The sequence below is a fragment of the Calditrichota bacterium genome, assembly GCA_016867835.1.
Classification (GTDB): domain Bacteria; phylum Electryoneota; class AABM5-125-24; order Hatepunaeales; family Hatepunaeaceae; genus VGIQ01.
On the sequence record VGIQ01000017.1, the window covers coordinates 16,704 to 34,408 of the forward strand.

12 protein-coding genes are annotated in these 17,705 nt (G+C 57.7%); 10 read left to right on the plus strand and 2 right to left on the minus strand.

All coding sequences use genetic code 11. The features are described from left to right. Nucleotides 1-58: 58 nt before the first annotated feature. Together FJY67_03235 and FJY67_03240 are read right to left on the minus strand one after the other, a co-directional pair. Nucleotides 59-1,063, minus strand: a complete 1,005-nt coding sequence (locus FJY67_03235) for a hypothetical protein (protein MBM3328473.1) — start codon at nt 1,061-1,063, stop codon at nt 59-61. Continuing rightward, nucleotides 1,063-3,318 (minus strand): hypothetical protein, encoded by a 2,256-nt coding sequence (locus FJY67_03240; GenBank protein MBM3328474.1) that lies wholly within the window; start codon nt 3,316-3,318, stop codon nt 1,063-1,065. Before FJY67_03240 ends, FJY67_03235 begins: the two co-directional genes overlap by 1 nt. A gap of 299 nt (nt 3,319-3,617) precedes the next feature. Between FJY67_03240 and FJY67_03245 the strand changes: the two genes are divergently transcribed. From FJY67_03245 to FJY67_03290, 10 genes are all read left to right on the plus strand, one after another. Beyond that, nucleotides 3,618-5,084 carry a T9SS type A sorting domain-containing protein gene (locus tag FJY67_03245; GenBank protein ID MBM3328475.1) on the plus strand — a complete coding sequence of 489 codons (1,467 nt, stop codon included), beginning with the start codon at nt 3,618-3,620 and terminating at the stop codon, nt 5,082-5,084. A gap of 359 nt (nt 5,085-5,443) precedes the next feature. Further along, entirely contained in the window at nt 5,444-7,210 is a 1,767-nt protein-coding gene (locus FJY67_03250; protein MBM3328476.1) for an FAD-dependent oxidoreductase, read from the plus strand. Between the two features lie 230 nt (nt 7,211-7,440). Then, on the plus strand, nt 7,441-9,618 hold the full coding sequence (locus tag FJY67_03255) for a T9SS type A sorting domain-containing protein (protein ID MBM3328477.1): 2,178 nt from the start codon (nt 7,441-7,443) through the stop codon (nt 9,616-9,618). 247 nt (nt 9,619-9,865) lie between these two features. After that, on the plus strand, nt 9,866-10,810 hold the full coding sequence (locus tag FJY67_03260) for a rubrerythrin (protein ID MBM3328478.1): 945 nt from the start codon (nt 9,866-9,868) through the stop codon (nt 10,808-10,810). After that, nucleotides 10,800-11,381, plus strand: coding sequence for a hypothetical protein (locus FJY67_03265; GenBank protein MBM3328479.1), 582 nt, complete (start codon nt 10,800-10,802; stop codon nt 11,379-11,381). The genes FJY67_03260 and FJY67_03265 overlap by 11 nt, the downstream gene beginning before the upstream one ends. A 62-nt stretch (nt 11,382-11,443) precedes the next feature. Next, nucleotides 11,444-12,697 carry a hypothetical protein gene (locus FJY67_03270; protein MBM3328480.1) on the plus strand — a complete coding sequence of 418 codons (1,254 nt, stop codon included), beginning with the start codon at nt 11,444-11,446 and terminating at the stop codon, nt 12,695-12,697. Continuing rightward, entirely contained in the window at nt 12,694-13,914 is a 1,221-nt protein-coding gene (locus FJY67_03275; protein MBM3328481.1) for a hypothetical protein, read from the plus strand. The genes FJY67_03270 and FJY67_03275 overlap by 4 nt, the downstream gene beginning before the upstream one ends. Next, nucleotides 13,911-15,239 (plus strand): tetratricopeptide repeat protein, encoded by a 1,329-nt coding sequence (locus tag FJY67_03280; protein MBM3328482.1) that lies wholly within the window; start codon nt 13,911-13,913, stop codon nt 15,237-15,239. The genes FJY67_03275 and FJY67_03280 overlap by 4 nt, the downstream gene beginning before the upstream one ends. Before the next feature lie 126 nt (nt 15,240-15,365). Continuing rightward, entirely contained in the window at nt 15,366-15,815 is a 450-nt protein-coding gene (gene rpiB, locus FJY67_03285; GenBank protein MBM3328483.1) for a ribose 5-phosphate isomerase B, read from the plus strand. Nucleotides 15,816-15,817: 2 nt separating this feature from the next. Continuing rightward, nucleotides 15,818-17,705, plus strand: a 1,888-nt coding sequence (locus tag FJY67_03290; protein ID MBM3328484.1) for a hypothetical protein, incomplete at its 3' end; no start/stop codon positions are given.

Below are 17,705 nucleotides of genomic sequence, written 5' to 3' on the forward strand. Positions count from 1 at the left end.
TAGAACGGGGTGCCCTAATGTGCAGGGCACCCCGTTGTTATTCTGGAAGATAACCCGCCTACAGCCAGTCCGCGACGACCCGCGCAACCTCGGGATGGATCAGGTAGCCGAGTTCGGAGTGGGGATTCGACCGTCCGTGGGGAAACCCCTTGTGCCCAAACTCGAGACCGAGGTTATAGACCTTATGGTCGCTGATGGCGGCGGACATCCCTTTGTAGTCGTTCTTTACCTTGCCGTCATGGCTGACGTAGTCATCCTCGGCAAAGACGTTGACCCAGCGGTCGATGTTGGCTGGATAGCGGCGCGGGCCGGTGAGATCGGCACCTTTTAGATGCCTCTTGCAAGTTTCGTCGCCGAGCGGCGAGCCGAGGGTGATCCAGAGCGAGATGCGCTTATGCGAGTAGTCAGTCGTCGTCAGGGTGCCGCGGTATTCGGAATAGTAGTTGAACTTCCAGAAGGTGTCGTAACTGATCAGCGTTCCGAGGCTGTGGGAGATGACGCATATGTCGTCGCCGCGGTCCATGGCTGCGCGAAGCGGCGCGATCAACCGGCCCCGGACTTCGGTGCCAAAGCGGGAGTCGGACCTAAAGTAACGTTCCATATCGGGCGCGGCAAAGGTGATTAGCGGGCGTCCCAGTCCGATCGAGCCGAGCGCGGCGCCCAAAGTGTCGGCAAAGAACTCCCCCACCCCGGTCTGTCCCGGCAGTTTGCGATAATTGGAGCGGCTGAAGTCCGTTGCGGTGGGATAGGACCTCAAGAGATCGAGTTGCTTTTGCCGCTCTTCGGAGTCGTCGTAGGTGGACTGGCCGATATGGCTGTGCCAGTCCTTGCCGAATTCGAGATAGGCATTGCTCAGGTCGCCGTAATAGACGAACTGATCGAGTGCATCGGCACTCGCCCGACGCAGCGCGGCATCGAAAGCGGCGAGTTTGGCTGCGTGGCTTGGAGTGCCTTTCAGATCGCGGCCCAAGCCATGGCGAAGAGCCTGGATCCAGAGTGGCGCGAGTTTGTCCTTGGGTGGCTTGTAGTTGCGCCCGTGAATCAGGATAATAGTTTTAGCCATTACTTCTCCAGAATGACTTTATAGGCGCCGCTCCAGCGTGCCTGCAACGAACCTGCCTCGCCTGCCTCCACCTTCAACAGATAGCCCCCGGAAGAGGCTGCGCCATACAGAGGGGACATTTCGTGCCGCCCCGCCGGGAGGTCATTCAACCTATCCGACCAGACCTGCCGTCCTGTTGGATCATAGAGCACAATCCTCGCCCAGCCGGGTGAAGGGAGCGTAAAGCCGGCCCGGAGGGTGCCGTTGAAAGGGTTGGGGTAGGGCGGTGAGAAGATAAAGGCGCCGGGCAGGGGCGCCGGGTCGTCGTCATCAATGCCAAGGGGGTGAAACCTGCCGACCGCAAGGTCTTCGCGATCGGCGACGATCATCAGCCCCCCGGCAATGGCGATTTCCGTTGGCCAGGAAGCGGTTTGGAACCGGCCTTTCAGGGTCGGAGGGTTGAAGCCGTTCAGGCGAAGTATCCGGACGCCGCCGACACCATCCGAGACGAAGAGGAGCGAATCGGCGAGGGTCAGATAGGACGCCCAATCGGTCCGGACGCTCAATACGCGAGCGATGTTTTCCGGGTCGGAGGTGTTTAGCATGACGACGCCGTTGTCCCCGTCGGCGACGAAGACCTGGACGTCCCGGGCAACGACGTCATAGGCATACTCGAAGCCGCGGTAGAGGCCCATTTCACCGGGCCAGATCGGCTCGCTCACATCAACAACATGCAATGCCAGGTCAACGTCGATGTAGTATAGCAAACCGCCGCTAAGGGTCGCGGACGTGGCGTTCGCGTCGTTGATCCGGCCGGCCGGGAGCGGGCCCTCGGGGTCGGAAATGTCCCACAGTTCGATGCCGCCTTCATATCGGAACAGCGCGAGCAACATTGAATTGGGTTCGCAGGAAGCGATCATGTCGAAGTCGGCGTCGATCTGCGCGCTCCAGATAAGGGTCGGCTCGAGCGGTTCGGAAAGGCTATAGACGAGGATGTAGTCAATCGAATCGGCAAGGCTCCGGCCGAGGGCATAGAGGTAGTCTCCGACGCGCACCAGGTCGGCGATGCTGTAGTCCGGGTCGAGACTCGCGGTGTCGGGCCGGGCGGGATCGCGCAGGTCGAGGGTGAGGAGTCCGGCATTGCCGCGCAATACATAGGCAGCGTCGGGCGTTGCGGCAACTTCAAAGACGCCGTAGGGGGGCATAAAGCGAGCCGAGACTTCCGGTTGCAGCGGATCGCGGATGTCGTAGCAGGTGATGCCGCGGTATCCGTGCGCGGCATAGAGGTAGGTTCCGGTAATGGCGAGTCCTTCAGTGAACCGATCATCGCTCCAGACCAGTTCCGGCCCGTCGGGGTCGGTGATGTCGATGGCATGCAAGCCGTTAGTAGCGGCGGCATAGAGAGTCGTGCCGTAGAGTTCGACGTCGTCGATCCAGACGTCGCCAAAGTCTCTCCGGCCTCGAACGACGAAGGAATCCGGTCGGTCGAACGAAAAAAGCCAGATACCGGCTTGATAGGCTGCCAGCGCGAGGAAGTGATCCCGCACCGAGAGGTCGGTTATATATTCCTGAATGACCAACCGCCCGACGGCCCGGAATTGGCCGATGGTGCGAAGATCGGAGGCGATGACGCCGCCCGCATTGTTGTCGGCGAACCAGACGAGAGTGTCATCGACGCATATCCGTCCGGTGAAAGGAGTCGGGCGGTGAAGACCGAGCGAAGTCGGCGCTGCGGGGTTCGAGACATCGAGCACCCGAATACCGTTGCCGTACTCAGCCAGATAAGCCCGGCTGCGGACAGTCTGAAGGTCATCGAGGAGATAAGGAACCGCGCTGCGTTCATTAGTGGACCGGACCGCGCCCGGATCGCGCATATCGAAGGTGTAGAGACCCCACCGCCAGTCGGCAATGTAGGCATGGCCTGATTTGACGCCGACCTCATAGGCATCGTAAGGCGTTGCAGCGCGCGCAAGGAAGCGGATGTGGTGTGGGTCCGAGATATCGAAGACCTCCACGCCATAGTTGGTTGCGGCATAGAGCCGGTCGCCCTCGATAGCCAGGTCGAGGTAGTAGCCGGTCTGCAGGCAGGTCGAGAGGGAATCGACATTTTCACTCCAGGGCGCGGCGATGCGGGGAGTCACGGGCGAAGCGCGGTTGACGAGGGTTTCTCGGAACCGGTGGCGGTAGTCGGGATCGGGGCCTGAGGGTCGGGCAGTGGCTGCCGAAGCGCAAAGCGCTGCGACGATACCAGAGAGGAGGAGAATACGGCAGAGCATAGAATCTCCAGCAGGGCAAGTCAGGAAGTTAAGTTACAACTTAAGACCCGGCGGGGCTTCAGTCAAGCGATGTGTGCCAAAGTTGCGATGATTAGTGTCCGGCTCAATTGACTGGAAGACTGCGAAAGGCTATCTTGAGTCTGTTGAAACCTCGACTCGTGCACACCGGACGCCCTCGTCAGGTTTTGACATGGAGATGTAGTGCGTGCGGACGAGGGCGTCCGCACACCACATTATTACGACATGCCTTTTCAACTGACTCATCTGAAGCGACGAATGGTTCACCCGGAGACAGGCCGGTGAAAATATGTGCGGCGCTCCTGATTGCGGTGTCGGCTCTGGCGCAGATGCTGCCGGTCGAGGAGGTCTGGCGGATCGACTTCGACGAGCCGGTTGCGTGCCTCGGGACGGTCTGGTCCGAGGAAGGCACGGTCAACGTTATGGTCGGACTGGATGACCGGGTGGTTCGCATTCGGGACGGGGAGATAGTCTGGGCAAGCGAGCCGCGAGAAGGGCGCGTGATCGATGTGATCGCAGCCGATTTTGGCTTGGGGGAGGGCTGCGAGCCGGTGGTATTGCTCCACGTTCGGCGGGATAGAGACAACGCCCGCGACGACATCCTGCGCTACGGCAACTGGGAAGTCGAAGCGACCTCGGTCCGGACGATAGCGCGTTTCTACATCGACCGCTTCGGTGCCGGCGGTGGGGGGGGCATTGCAGAGCGCATCTTTGCGCCGGCGCGCATCGACCCCGATCAGACCGAGAGTCTGGTCGTCCTCGTCTCGACCTACCGCCTCGATCTGCTGCAAGGTGGCGAATTCACCGAGCAATTATCGGGCTTTGCAGGACGATACGGTCTGCGCAGCGCGCAGTGGATCAACGCCGTTGCGATCGGATCGCCGAGGGGGGTGGCTATAGGCGACGACGCGGTCAGCGTCCGGCGGATGATGGTGGTCGCCGGCTCGGAGTCTTATCACAGCACGAGCGGAGGAGTGCCTGAAGATCGCCGTGAACTAAGACTCGCAGCGATCGACAACTGGGTGGGAGCGCATCGTCTCCGGCGCGACGAGGCTAACGGTCCGGAGCAAATGCCCTTTGCAGCGCTGGCAGCGACCGGCACTTATGCTGAGCCGGGGATCATCTTCGGTCCCCGGGAGGGAGTTCTTGAGATCTTTGCTGCCGATAGTCTGCGTCGGTTAAATGCCCGGTTGATGCCAGTGGCCCAGGCGGACTTCGTCATCCCCATGACGAATAATGATGGCGACCGCCGGGAGCGACTACTTCTTGCGGTATCGCGGGACGGCCTGGCAGCGCCTTATTCCCTGGAAGCCAACCGGTTCACGGCGATGGTCTATCAGCATGAACGCGACATCGTCGGACTTACGATCGACGACTATGACGGTGACGGCGAAAGCGAAATCATAACCCTCACCGAACAGAGTCTTATCTTTGCCCGGCTCGGCGTATTGGCGGCGCCGAAAGCAGCGCAGCCTTCACTCCCTCCCACACAACCTACACTTACCTACTTTCCGAATCCCTTCAATGACGCACTTTCTATTGTTTATCACTTGCCTGGGGCAGGGTTATGGTCGCTTAGGCTGAGCGATCTGAAGGGCACGGAAGTTGCTTGTATCAAAGGTGGTTGGCTGCCCGCCGGTGACGGGCGGGGGATGCTTAACGTCGGCGGGCTTCCCGCAGGCAATTACATTCTAACCCTGACCGGACCGGACGCACTCGCCGCAGGGATGGTGACCATAGTTAAATGAATAATGCAGATTGTGCAGCCTGTTGGCAGCACGTCTATGATATCGCTAGACGTTCTACACTATTGGGAGGTGCAGATTATTGTTGCCGTTCCTGGAGGGCGGACATTCCTGTCCGCCTTGATGAGAAGTTCCTATTAAGCAAGGGCGGACAAGAATGTCCACCCTCCAAGTCAACACTTTTCTGCACTGTTTAATACATGACCCGGTCCAGATTGCGATTCACACTCTCCCTCCTGCTTGACGGGGGAGGTTAGGGGGGTTAGTTCGCTTTTCTGATTCCCCCCCCCAACGATCTCACCGCCAAGCGGGGGGATGAGTGAAAAACGATCTGCACACCTACAACATTCTGCACTCAGTCTATGTCTCAACAACCGATACTCTTCAAGTCGTGGCGCGACCTGCCGGTGATGGCGGCGTCGCTGGGCAATACCAGCGTCAATAAGACCGGCGCCTGGCGCAATGTCGAGCCGCATCATGTCGAGCAGACGCCGCCCTGCACCTGGCGGTGTCCGGCCGGCAACGACGTGGTTGGATTCGTGACGCTCGTCGGGGCGGGGCAGTTCGAAGAAGCCTGGCGGGTGCTGGCGGCAACATCGCCCTTTCCGGGGACGTGCGGGCGGGTCTGCCCGCATCCGTGTGAGGTGGAGTGTAATCGCGGTGAGATGGGGGGCAAGATCAACATCCACGCGATTGAGCGGTTCCTTGGCGACCGGTTTCGCGAGCGGCCTCCGGCACTCAAGCGGGCGCCGGCGAGCGGGCGTAGTGTCGCCGTGATCGGGTCCGGTCCGGCAGGTCTTTCGGCGGCGTATCATCTGGCGTTGATGGGGCATGGCGTTACCGTTTTCGAAGCGCAACCGGTTGCCGGCGGGATGATGCGGGTCGGGATACCCGATTTTCGGCTTCCGCCTGAGGTGCTCGAGGCGGAAATTACCCGCATCGCTTCATTGGGAGTCGAGATCCGTACTGGGGTCCGGATCGGGAGCGACCTGCCCTTTTCCGATCTGATGGCGAAGTTCGATGCGGTCTTCGCGGCGACAGGACTCACCGTCAGCCGGCCGCTGGGAGCCAAGGGCGAAGATCGGGGTGGAGTGCTGTCGGGGACCGAAGTGCTGCGCCGGGTCAACCTTGGACTCGACCCGGAGACTGGCAGTCGGGTGTTGGTCGTCGGAGGCGGCAACACGGCCATCGACGTCGCGCGGTCGCTTCTTCGGATGGGTCGCGACGTCCGCCTCCAGTATCGCCGGACGCGGGACGAAATGCCGGCCATTGCCGAGGAGATCGAGGAACTTCTTGCCGAAGGGATCGAGATCGACTTCCTCGCAGCGCCGGTAGAGACCTGGCGGGAGGATGGGTGCCTGGTCGGAGCCTGGTCTATCCGGATGGCGCTTGGCGAACCCGACGCGTCGGGGCGGCGCAGTCCGAAGCCGATCCCCGGCAGCGAGTTCGCAGTGCCGTGCGACACCATCGTTACGGCCATCGGCGAGACCGCCGACCTGGCTTACCTTCCCGACGACATTCTTGCAAAGACATCCTGGAACATCCCGGCGGACGAGTTGGGCCGGACGCCGGTGGATAAGTTGTTTGCTGGCGGCGATGCGGCGGATGGCGCCGGGACCGTTACGGCCGCGATTGGATTCGGACGGCGGGCCGCTAATGGGATCGATGAGTATTTAAGGCACGGTGCGGCGGGTGTTGATAAGGCGATGGAATCGGATACTGCGGATGCTACTACCCCCTCGCTGCGTAGTCGCGAGTCGAAGGTGATCCGGTTCGCGGATCTCAATCCAGCCTACTTCGAGTTCCGCCCGCGTGAAGAGCCGGACAGCCTGCCGGTGAGTGAAAGGACGCAATCATTCGACGAAGTGTGGGGCGGATTCGACGAAGCGGCGGCTATGCAAGAGGCGGGAAGATGCTTCAGTTGCGGTTCCTGCCCGGCGTGCGACAACTGCTACGTCTTCTGCCCCGACGTCGCGGTGCACCGGGCGTTCGGGGAGAACGCGCGGCCGGCTCCCTACGACCTGATGCCGGGGGTGCTCTACTGGGTGGACTATGACTACTGTAAGGGCTGCGGTATCTGCGCGGCGGAGTGTCCGCGGGGGTGCATCGTGATGCGGCCGGTGAAGTGAGGGCAGTAGGAAGGGGGCGTGTTTGCAAGGTGATGGGATCGAGGCTATATTGAGTTTAGTCATGAAGTCATAAGGCACAAAAGAGAGTCTTTGATTTTTCCGCATTGGTCGCTGTCACGTGCCTCACGTGACAGCACTTTAGGCACGAACCTGCCGTCACTTGAGGGCACGTGACGGCGACTCCCGGGCGCAGATCGATTAATTCAAAGAACTCATATGAGGTGATTGAGATGGCGCAACTAACTCTACTCGTCGCGCTCTTGATGGCGGGGTTTGGCTCGTCCGCCTTCTCGCAACCGAATGTGGACATCCGGCAGGTGTCGCGGGTGCCGCTGCTGAATGTTGGACGGGCGTTGTCGAGTGCCCTGAGGGACAGCATACTCTATGTTGCCACATTCGATGCTTATCATCTGATCGACGTTAGCGACCCATCAACACCGGTGGCGCTGACTTCAATTCTACCGGGCGGGGAAAGTGTGCAAGTAGCAGGCAATCTTGCCCTGTTTAGTAACTTCAATCTCTATGACGTTACAAATCCTCGCAATCCAACTTATATTCGTTCTATTGGAAGGGCAGTGTCTTACCATCCATACTTATTCACGGGAAATAGGGTGTATATCGGAGAAGATGAGCGCCTGGCGATTTATGCCTTCGATGAAAACTATGAACGTGAACTCATTGGCAGTATTCCAGGCTATTTTGAGTCGATTTGTGTGTCTGACAATGGGATTTTGATTGCTCAAGCTTCCAATAGTGATTTGACCAGGTTCTATGATATTTCCGATATTGAGAATATAGTTCTTGCGGATATAATTCATATAGTTGGGTGGTCGTTGCAGACATTAGGAAACGATTATTGGTTAGTAAGGTCTGAATCGGAATACTCAGACTTCAGATTCTTCTATTGCTTTGATCAAAGCAATCCCCGTGATGTAAGGCTCTCGGCGAGGATTCTGGCACCTTTTGGAACTTATAACTTTGTTGTCAGGGACACCCTAATATATGCAGTTTCCGGAGATGGCAATCTTCATGCTATCGGTATTTCGGACCCGGGACGTGAAAACCGACTTTCTTCAGTGCAATTGCCCATCTGGGGTGGACGTCCCGCTTTGACTGTTGGTGACGACCTCGCGGCCGTTAGCAATCAGACAGGGGTCTTTCTCATCGACGTTTCCGATCCCCGGAGAATGGAATTGCGTAGTCGCATTAATAAATCTGGCAGAGGATTAGATATTGTCAAGACAGGCGAGATCTTAATTGTTCTCAACGCACCGTTCCTTCACACAATTGGCATAGAGGATCCGTTGAATCCAACAGAACCGCACTTTTGTAACTTAGGCGGGCGTGGCGATGGTTTTGTTGGATTGGCTTCGGATGCAGATGGGAATGTGTTTGTCGTAAGGGCAAGCACTCCAGATATCCGCTTCAGGCATTTATATTCAATTCGTTTTGATGACCCTCAGACCTATGAAATCCTCGATTCGCTCGCATTGCCGAATGAAGCGTCGCGCATCCGGATCGATAATGGAATTGCTTATATAACAGCAAAGTATAGCGTTGCAGTTTGCGACGTTCGGGAGCCTGACAATCTTCGCCTTGTTTCCGAGCAGGATACTCGCTTCGGCAATTCGTCAAACATCCTGTTTCAACCCCGGGGTGGGATTGGATTTCTTGCCGAGACTTACGGATATGCGGTCTATGACATATCAAACCCAGATGATTTCCGGATGATTGGAATGAATTTCGAGAATGCGCGCTATAGTGGTATCAATAGTTTCACATACCTTGTGCCGCTACTTTTGGTAGGGCGAGGACCAAGTGCTTACTGGCCCGGAATATACTGTTTAGACATTACAGATGTTGAGAACATGGTTCATATTGGCGGAGTGAGTGGGCCAGTTCACCAAATTGCTCCCGCAGGCAACCGAATTGTTGCAACGGCGGAGGATACCTCGGGAGTTCGGGTGTTTCATGTTACAGAGGAGGGGCAATTATGGCAGACGGGACGTTACAACACACCGGGCAGAGCGGAAGCCATTCTAGCAGATGGCAACTTGCTCTACGTTGCCGACCGGTATTCGGTGGAGATACTGGACATTTCCGATGCGCAAAGAGTGCCGCAAGATGATCAATCCACCATCCCTTCGTTATGGGAGGTTTCTGCAGCATACCCGAATCCCTTTAATGGCACAACAGCGGTGACTATAACGCTTGCGAAGCCGTCCCTTGTCAGAATGAGAATGCTGGATGTTTCCGGCAAGTCGGTCATGAAATTGTGTGATGGTGCGCTTTCCGACGGTTCTCACCAGATAACGATACCGGCCAAAGGTCTATCCACTGGTGTCTATTTCATTGAGAGCCGCGTCGACGGGGCGAAGCATCTCCAGTCAGTGGTCTTGATGAGGTAGTGCGGGAATGCAGGATCAAGTCAGACTAAAAGTTTTAAGGCCGGTCCTGGCCGCAGTCTGGCATCAAGTTGGAATAGTTTGCATAGCAAAGGTGTCGTTCCCGCGCAGGAGGGAACCCAGCAAGGTCGATCTTGGCTGGAAGCCCGCCTTCGCGGGCAAGACGATCTAAGCCTATTACGCTTATTTTCTCAAGCAGATACTGGTTCGCTTCGTCGCATCTTCCACTCTCCATACTTCTTACTCCCCTATGCCGGCGTTCAAAGATCTCTCCCAGTCTGAAATCCTCGCCCTCGCCATCAGCCTCGAAGAGGAGGATGGCCGCATCCTCGAAGCGCTTGCCGATGCTATCGAAGCCGCCTACCCACAGCAGGCGGACGAGTTCCGCCGCATGCGCGCTGAGGAAGACGACCACCGCCATCGGCTGCTCGACATCTATCGCGCGAGATTCGGCGAGCACATTCCACTGATCCGGCGGCAGGACGTCAAGGGCTTCGTAGCGCGAAAGCCGGTCTGGCTGATGAAGCCGCTCACGCTGGCCAGGGCCAAGCGTGAAGTAGAGTCGATGGAAGTTGAGACGCGACGATTCTACGAAGCCGCTATCCGGCGCACCACCGACGCGGGCATCCGGCAACTCCTGGGCGACCTCGCTGAAGAGGAGCGACGTCACGCCGGGTTGGCTCAGCAGATCAGCCGGATGGAGGTCACACTGGACGAGAAGGCCGCATCGCACCGGCTCTTCGTTCTCCAGGTGATCCAGCCCGGACTTGCCGGACTAATGGATGGAAGCGTTTCGACGCTGGCGCCGCTCTTTGCCGCTGCCTACGCTACGATGAACAGTTGGGAGACATTTCTCGTAGGGATGGCAGCCTCCATTGGAGCCGGGATATCGATGGGCTTTGCTGAAGCCCTCTCGGACGACGGTTCGATGACCGGCCGCGGCGCGCCCTGGATACGGGGCGTCATCTGCGGATTAATGACCACCATCGGCGGGATAGGACATACCCTGCCGTTCCTGATTCCCGACGTCCATTTGGCGACGACCGTGGCGGTCGCAGTGGTGGTCGTCGAGTTAGGGGTCATTGCGTGGGTGCGCAAGAAATATATGGAGACACCGCTCGGATCGGCTATCGTCCAGGTGGTGATCGGCGGGGCATTGGTCTTTGCCGCCGGGGTGCTGATCGGTGGCGCATGACGGAGGGGAGGTGCTGACGGTGATGGATCTGTCTCGCGAATCACTGCGGGAATTGTTCGAAGTGCGATGGCTGGCGGCGAATGGGGAAATCGTCCATCCATCCCAGGGGGGCGTTTCTTTCAAAGCGATAGCGGACTATGTTCTCCGCGAGGGGCTAACCCCTGTCGCGCTGTCGAGCCGGCTCGAGGTTGAATTCGAAAGCCGCCTTGCAGTATTGGGAGTACCGGTCATCGAGACCTCGCAAGGCGAAGGCTTGGAGTCAACCGCCGGGAGGATCGCCCGAGCCGCCTGCGGGATAACCCTCGTCGATGGGCTCATCGCGGAGACCGGCACCCTGATTTGCACCTCTGTTGGACCGGGCGACCGGCTGGTCGGGAGTCTGCCTCCGGTGCATCTTGCGATAGCATCAGGTGCGCCGCTCTATCCCGATCTTGCCGCCTATCTGGAAACTGCCGATTCCCACCTCAGTTACACCCTTATCACCGGCCCGTCGCGCACGGCAGACATCGAAAAGCAACTGGTCTTGGGGGCTCACGGGCCGCTCCGGGTGATTCTCTGGAACCCGTGGTGAGGAGACCGGGTTAGTTGTCTTCGGCTTGCCTTGATTGAGCCTGCCTGCTATATTGATAGACTATGAGTCTCCCCAAGCAGGTTAGGTCTTTCCTCATCAGTGCGCCTCTCTATTCATCTTTGGTCGTCCTGGCTGCGATCCTGTTGGTTGGTTGTGCCGATTCGGGCGGGCCTACGGGATCGGGAATCGGGGTGCCAAATGAGGGTCGTCCCGGGTCGGTCGAACTGTCGGTCGATACCTCTCGCTACTATCATATAGAAGGCGTCGGCACCGGTGGAAGTCCGCTCATCTATGCCGGATGGGAAGGGAACCTGATATCGCGAGCGCTCTTCAGATTCCTGCCGCCGGCGGCGCCTGACTCGACGGTGCGGATCGACTCGGCGAGGATTAATCTTGCCTGGAACGGCCTTTACGGCGATGGAGAGTTCCCGCTTCTGACCGCGAGCCTGCTCGACTATTACTGGATCGAGTCTCGGATGCCGGATGTCGACAGCCTGCCGCCGGGTGAGCGGCTGGGAGCGCTGTCGCCAGAGGTATCCGACTCAGGCCGGTGGGAGATTGCTCTACCGCTGGAAAGGGTTCGCGAATGGGTCGCCCGGAGCGACACCTCCCGTGCCGACAGCGGTTTGACGTTCTACATAGTGCCGCGAAGCGGCGGGCAGATGGTGCCGTTCTTTTCACGCAACAGCGCTACCGATACCCTCCGCCCGACACTCCATCTCTTTCGGACCGTCCGTGACAGCGCTCATCTTCCACCGCGCCAGGATACTTTGCGGCTAAGGGCGAGCGACGACCTTTACCTGATCGCCTATGACCGGCGACCGATGGAGCGGCCCGAACCGTCACTGGCGCCGGATCAGATCGTAGTCGCGAGCGGCGTAGTCTGGCGGACGGGATTGTATTTTGACATATCGTCTTTAACAGCCCGCACCGATTCTTTTCACGTAGTCGTCAACTGGGCAGCTCTCACCCTCTTCCGCGATCATAACTCACTAACACGATTTCCGGCTACGCGATCGCTGCTGCCGGTCAGATTCACCGATGACCGCTGGAAGAGCGAATATCCCGACTCGGCCGGATGGGCTTCAATGGTGCTCTTGCCGACGGCTATCGACACGACGCTCGACAGTTTGGTGCTCCCGGTTACTGCGGCGGTTCACCAGTGGGTGCAGACACCTTCGGGCAACTTTGGGCTGGAGTTGCGCTCCGGCATCGAAGGCGGAATGATCGAAGCGATGGCGTTCTACGGACGCGATGCAGACGATGTTGGGAGACGTCCCCGGCTAACGGTTCGATACACGGAGTATCGCCGGTGAAGCGCTTTCCACTTACTATCATAGCAGTTGTCCTTCTTGCCGTGTCGCAAGTGCAGGCCGACTCACCCCTGTCGGCGCTTGGCTACGGTCTCTATCAATCTGCCTCGGGAGCCCGCGACTATGGGGTAGGGACAGCAACCCTCGCCACACCCGATTCATTGACGGTATCGCCCTATGTGCCGGCAACGTGGGGCGGATACCCGCATGCACGCTTCGGAGTCAATCTGAAGTGGGATCGCAACCGCGCCGAGGACGCTTTTGGGAGCGAACTGAGCGACCTCGCCGGGTTTGATGGAGCGGCTCTGGTGCTGCCATTGGGGAAGGAAGTCTATGGCGGCTTGAGCCTTGCGCCGATCACCCGGATGCACTACAAGATCCGGGCCGGGGGCAATGCCGGCTGGAGTCCTGCCGGGTTCCAGCGCGAAGGTCAGGGCGGGATTAGCCAGACGCTCGCGGCGGCGTCGTTCCAGGCGCCGAATGCGATCCGGGTCGGGGTCGGGGTTCGGTTGATCACCGGCAAGATCGAGCGGCTGAGCCGGGTGGACTATACCGGGGCTCCCACCGGGACCATACCCGCTTCATTCACTTTCAGCGACCGTTACCGGGGGGTAGGCGGGCACCTGTCGGCCTTTCGCGATGTCGGGAATTGGACTGCTGCAATAGCGATTGATTCTCCGGTCGAACTCGACATCGAACGGCAACTGGTCGTCAAGAACGGTTCGGCGGTGCAGTCCGACTCGACTTCGAAGCGGCCCTATAAGGCTTATCTGCCGTGGGGCTTGGCGTTCGGATATGGACGCCGCTGGGGTGGACATACCGTTGCGGCATCGATGGCGCTCCAGTTATGGGGTTCGACGGATGCCGAGCCGCAGTTCGACAGGGCTTTCTCGGATGGGCGCAAGTATGCGGTAGGCTGGGAGTGGAAGCCCGACTTTCGGCCGCTCGACCCGTTCTACCGGGGGTTGATCTATCGCGCCGGCGTCTATCGCGCCGAGGACTACGCCCTCACCTCGGGCGGGTGGCAGGCGGTGCGCCATGTCGCAACCGGTGGAGTAGGAATCCCGTTTGCCGGAGGTCGGTCGCGGCTCGACCTCGCGGTCGAAGGCGGCATCGGCGGCGCGGATCGTTCCGACAGCGTCCGGGAGCGCTTCCTGACGCTTAAGGTCTCTTTTCATCATGCCGAACTCTGGTTTGTGCAACGCAAGGGCCGACATTGACCTCTAATCCGATCCTGAACCTCGTCATGCGGACTGTTAAGGCAGGTCCGGTGTTACTAATCCTATTGACGATCGCGCTGCTGCATTCCTGTGCGCCGCTTCCGCCGGTGGAGGAACTTCCCGACCGGTCGGCTCAGGTTGCGTCGCCGCAGGATACCCTTACTGCAGCAGAGCGTGACAGCATCATCCTCGTGACGCGCTCGTTTGCGCACGAACGCTACAAGAATGGCGACTACGAGACGGCTCGCAAGCACTTCCTGACACTGCGATACTACGACCGGGACCACAAGCAGAACTTCTACCGATATTGGGCAGACTGCTTCATCCGGGCCGGAATGCTCGACTCGGCGGTCTATGCCTTTGAAGAGGGAGTCAAGTATTTTCCGGAGGACGAGCATACCCGGGTTGCGCTGGCGATCATGTATCGCAATGAGCGACGTTACGATGAAGCTATAGCGCAGCAATCGGCGGCGGTGCGTCTGAAGCCCGACTCGCTTCGCTATTACCAGGACTTGGAAGCGATCTACGAGGCAGCCGAGCGGTGGGACGACGCTATTGCGACGTTGCAAAGCATGGTAAATCGCTGGCCGGACGACAAGGGGTTGCGCGAGCGGCTCACGAATCTAATACGGTCGCGTCGTTCGCCTGAGGAATACCTCGCCGAACTGAAGCGGTCGCTCGAAGCCGCGCCAGACGATCCCGAACTGCGGCTTCGCTATGCGACCGAACTTTCGTCTCAAGGGATGACGAAGGAAGCGACGGCGGAGATGGAGGAATATCTTAAGGCGAAGCCCGCCGACGCCGGAGTCTGGCGGCAGTTGGGGCATTCCCGGGCGGATCTTGGCGACTGGAACGGGGCGATTGCAGCACTTAGGAAGGCTCTCGATCTGGAGCCGAAGAACGCTTCCGATGCCATAGAAATCAGCCGCAACTACCTGGCATTGAATAATTGGTCCGAAGCGCGAAGGTGGGGAGCGCGAGCGCTCGACCTCGAGCCGGGCAATGGGGTTGCTCTGAACGCAATGGCGGAGGCATACTTTCGGTCGGCGGACGCGGCTTCGGGAGATAACATCAAGTTCAACGACAAACTGGTCTTCGCCATTGCCTACGGGCTTTATCAACGTGCCGCGGTATCGGGTAATCCTCAAGCGCGATCCGATGGCGAACGCGGGATGCGGAGTTTGGTGCAGAGCGAACTGATCCCGTCGAAAGAGGATCGCTTCATGAGCAAAGCGAACCGGCCGACCGGGAAGGCCTACGACTGGATCGATCCCTCGTGGCCGGAAGTGCAGGCGCTCGACAAGTTCCTGAGCGGACTTGACTGAGTGCAGAGTGCGGAATGCTGATTGCAGACAAGATGCTCGATTATGTCAGAGTGAAAGAGTGGCGGGATTCAGCATCAGCATGATTGTCACCATCATCATCAACAACAGATCATAACAAGGTTTGATATGCGGTTTGCGGTAGCATCGGACCATGCCGGCTTTGCGCTAAAGGAATTACTCAAGCAGCGCCTCTTTGAAGAGGGGCACGAGGTGGTCGATTACGGGACTACCAGTGAGCAGCCCTGCGACTACCCCGACTTCGGGCGTCCGGCAGCCGAAGCGGTGGCGCGCGGCAACTGTGACCGGGGTTTGCTCGTCTGTGGCACCGGAATCGGGATGTCAATCGTCGCCAACAAGGTGCCGGGAGTTTATGCAGCGCTCTGCGCGTCGGGAGTTCAGGCTGAGTATGCCCGGCGGCATAACAACGCCAATGTGCTGGTGATGGGCGGCTGGCTGACCGGGCGGCTGCAAGCCGAGGAGATCCTGACGCGGTTCCTCTCAACCGAGTTTGAAGGCGGCCGCCATGCCCGTCGGGTCGGGAAGATCAACGGGAACGGGAAGGGGGGAGGGGGGTAGGGATGGCTTCAAATCTTCCCATAAACATAGATGACTTGATCCGGCAAAGAACGGTTGAGCAACAGCGTGTCGAATACAAGGCAGTGTGGAACGAATGGACAGGGATATCAGTCATTCGTTCTATTTGCGCTTTTGCCAATGATCTTCATAATCTCAATGGCGGGTATATCATAATTGGCATTGAGGAAGAGGATGGGCTGCCTAAATTACCGCCCGTAGGAATTCCAACGAACGATATTGATAGAATACAGAGGGCGATTCGCCAAGGATGTATTCAGATTTCGCCGAACTACTTTCCAATTATATCGCCAGAGTCTTTTATGGGCAAGCATATTTTGGCAATATGGGCGCCCGCTGGAGACAATAGGCCATACGAAGCTCCCGACAAGGACCAACGTGGCAAAGTCTATTATATACGGCTGGCGAGCGAAACCATTGTGGCAAAAGGTGATATTAGACGTCAACTCCTCGAATCCGCAGCAAAGATTCCATTTGATGCCCGACGGAGTCTTACCGCAAATATGGATGATGTCTCCGGGCATTTACTTAAAGAGTTTCTTGATGACATAGGCAGCCACCTGACGGAGGGTGATTATGCAGATGACGTGCTTTTTGAGAAATTACGCTTGAGTGTGAAAATAAATTCACACATGGTCCCCAGAAATGCTGGAGTATTGTTCTTTGCACGTGAACCACAAGCACATTTCCCAACTGCTATCATTGAGGTGGTTCAGTTTGGAGATGACGCAGGAGGAGATTTGATTGAAGAAAGGAGATTCGCAGGAACGCTCAAAGAACAACTGCTTGCATGTATCAGTTATCTTGAATCAATAGGTGGTGGAGTTACTATAAGAAAGAGAAGTGATCGACCTGAATCTGACCGCACCGTAGCCTATCCCTTTGAGGCAATTCGCGAAGCAGTTGTCAATGCGGTCTATCATCGGGGATATGATTCCAATTATGATCCCATAAAGGTATATCTCTATCCAAATAGGATGCAGATTACGAGTTACCCAGGGCCGGTTTCAGGACTTGAATTAAGTCATCTTAAGAGCGGTGACTTTCCAGCGCCTCCAGCACGCAATCGACTAATCGGCGAGATTCTAAAGGATCTACGTTTGGCGGAAATGCGAGGCACTGGTTTGCCCAAGATCAGCAGACGAATGCTTGAGAATGGCTCCCCAAGTCCGATTTTTGATTTCGACGAAAGTAGATTTTACTTTCGGATAATACTACCTGTTCACCCTACGTTCGGCGCTATTCTGGCTTCAAGAGAAGCCGCCAAGTTCTGGGCGCTTGGGGATCGGGATAATGCTATGAGAGTGTTGAGGCAGGCATTAGAGACCAATCCCGGGGTTGGCACAATTGCGGCTCAATTAGTTGAGTTCGCCTTAAGTATGCAGGAATGGGAGACAGTCAAGGAAGTATGGAATAACTTTCTTGAAGCAGGCAGGAAGAGTGACTTTTCAATAATAGCTTTGGCTGTCGCGCGCGCCCTTATTCATCAGGGAAAGGTATTGGAAGCGCGTAAGGTCTTAAATGCCATTCCGTCGGATAGGAGCCTAAGTGAAATGGTTGAAAGAGCCATTCTGCATCGGCAATCGGGCAACATCGAAGAAGCGCATCGGATTCTGTCCCAAGCCTATGAACAAAGACCAGATGATCCGAAGATTGTGCATGAGTATGCTCAGGCCAAGACAAGATTGGCAAGGAAGATAAGACCTACTTCGACCGGTTCAATTGAAACCAAGAAAAGAATAACACGAGAGGCGGTTGAATTGTTGCATAGAGCCATTGCTCTTGCGGATTCACCCGGTCGGCTCGCTTATTGCTGGTTTGATCTGGCAAAATCACTTGGCTGGTTGCGGGAGCCTGCCGCTGAGATAGAGG

Bases quoted from the DNA above. Each gene is read 5' to 3' on its own strand.
- FJY67_03235 (MBM3328473.1), bottom strand. From the start codon at position 1,063: ATGGCTAAAACTATTATCCTGATTCACGGGCGCAACTACAAGCCACCC.
- FJY67_03240 (MBM3328474.1), bottom strand. From the start codon at position 3,318: ATGCTCTGCCGTATTCTCCTCCTCTCTGGTATCGTCGCAGCGCTTTGC.
- FJY67_03250 (MBM3328476.1), top strand. From the start codon at position 5,444: ATGTCTCAACAACCGATACTCTTCAAGTCGTGGCGCGACCTGCCGGTG.
- FJY67_03255 (MBM3328477.1), top strand. From the start codon at position 7,441: ATGGCGCAACTAACTCTACTCGTCGCGCTCTTGATGGCGGGGTTTGGC.
- FJY67_03260 (MBM3328478.1), top strand. From the start codon at position 9,866: ATGCCGGCGTTCAAAGATCTCTCCCAGTCTGAAATCCTCGCCCTCGCC.
- FJY67_03270 (MBM3328480.1), top strand. From the start codon at position 11,444: ATGAGTCTCCCCAAGCAGGTTAGGTCTTTCCTCATCAGTGCGCCTCTC.
- rpiB (MBM3328483.1), top strand. From the start codon at position 15,366: ATGCGGTTTGCGGTAGCATCGGACCATGCCGGCTTTGCGCTAAAGGAA.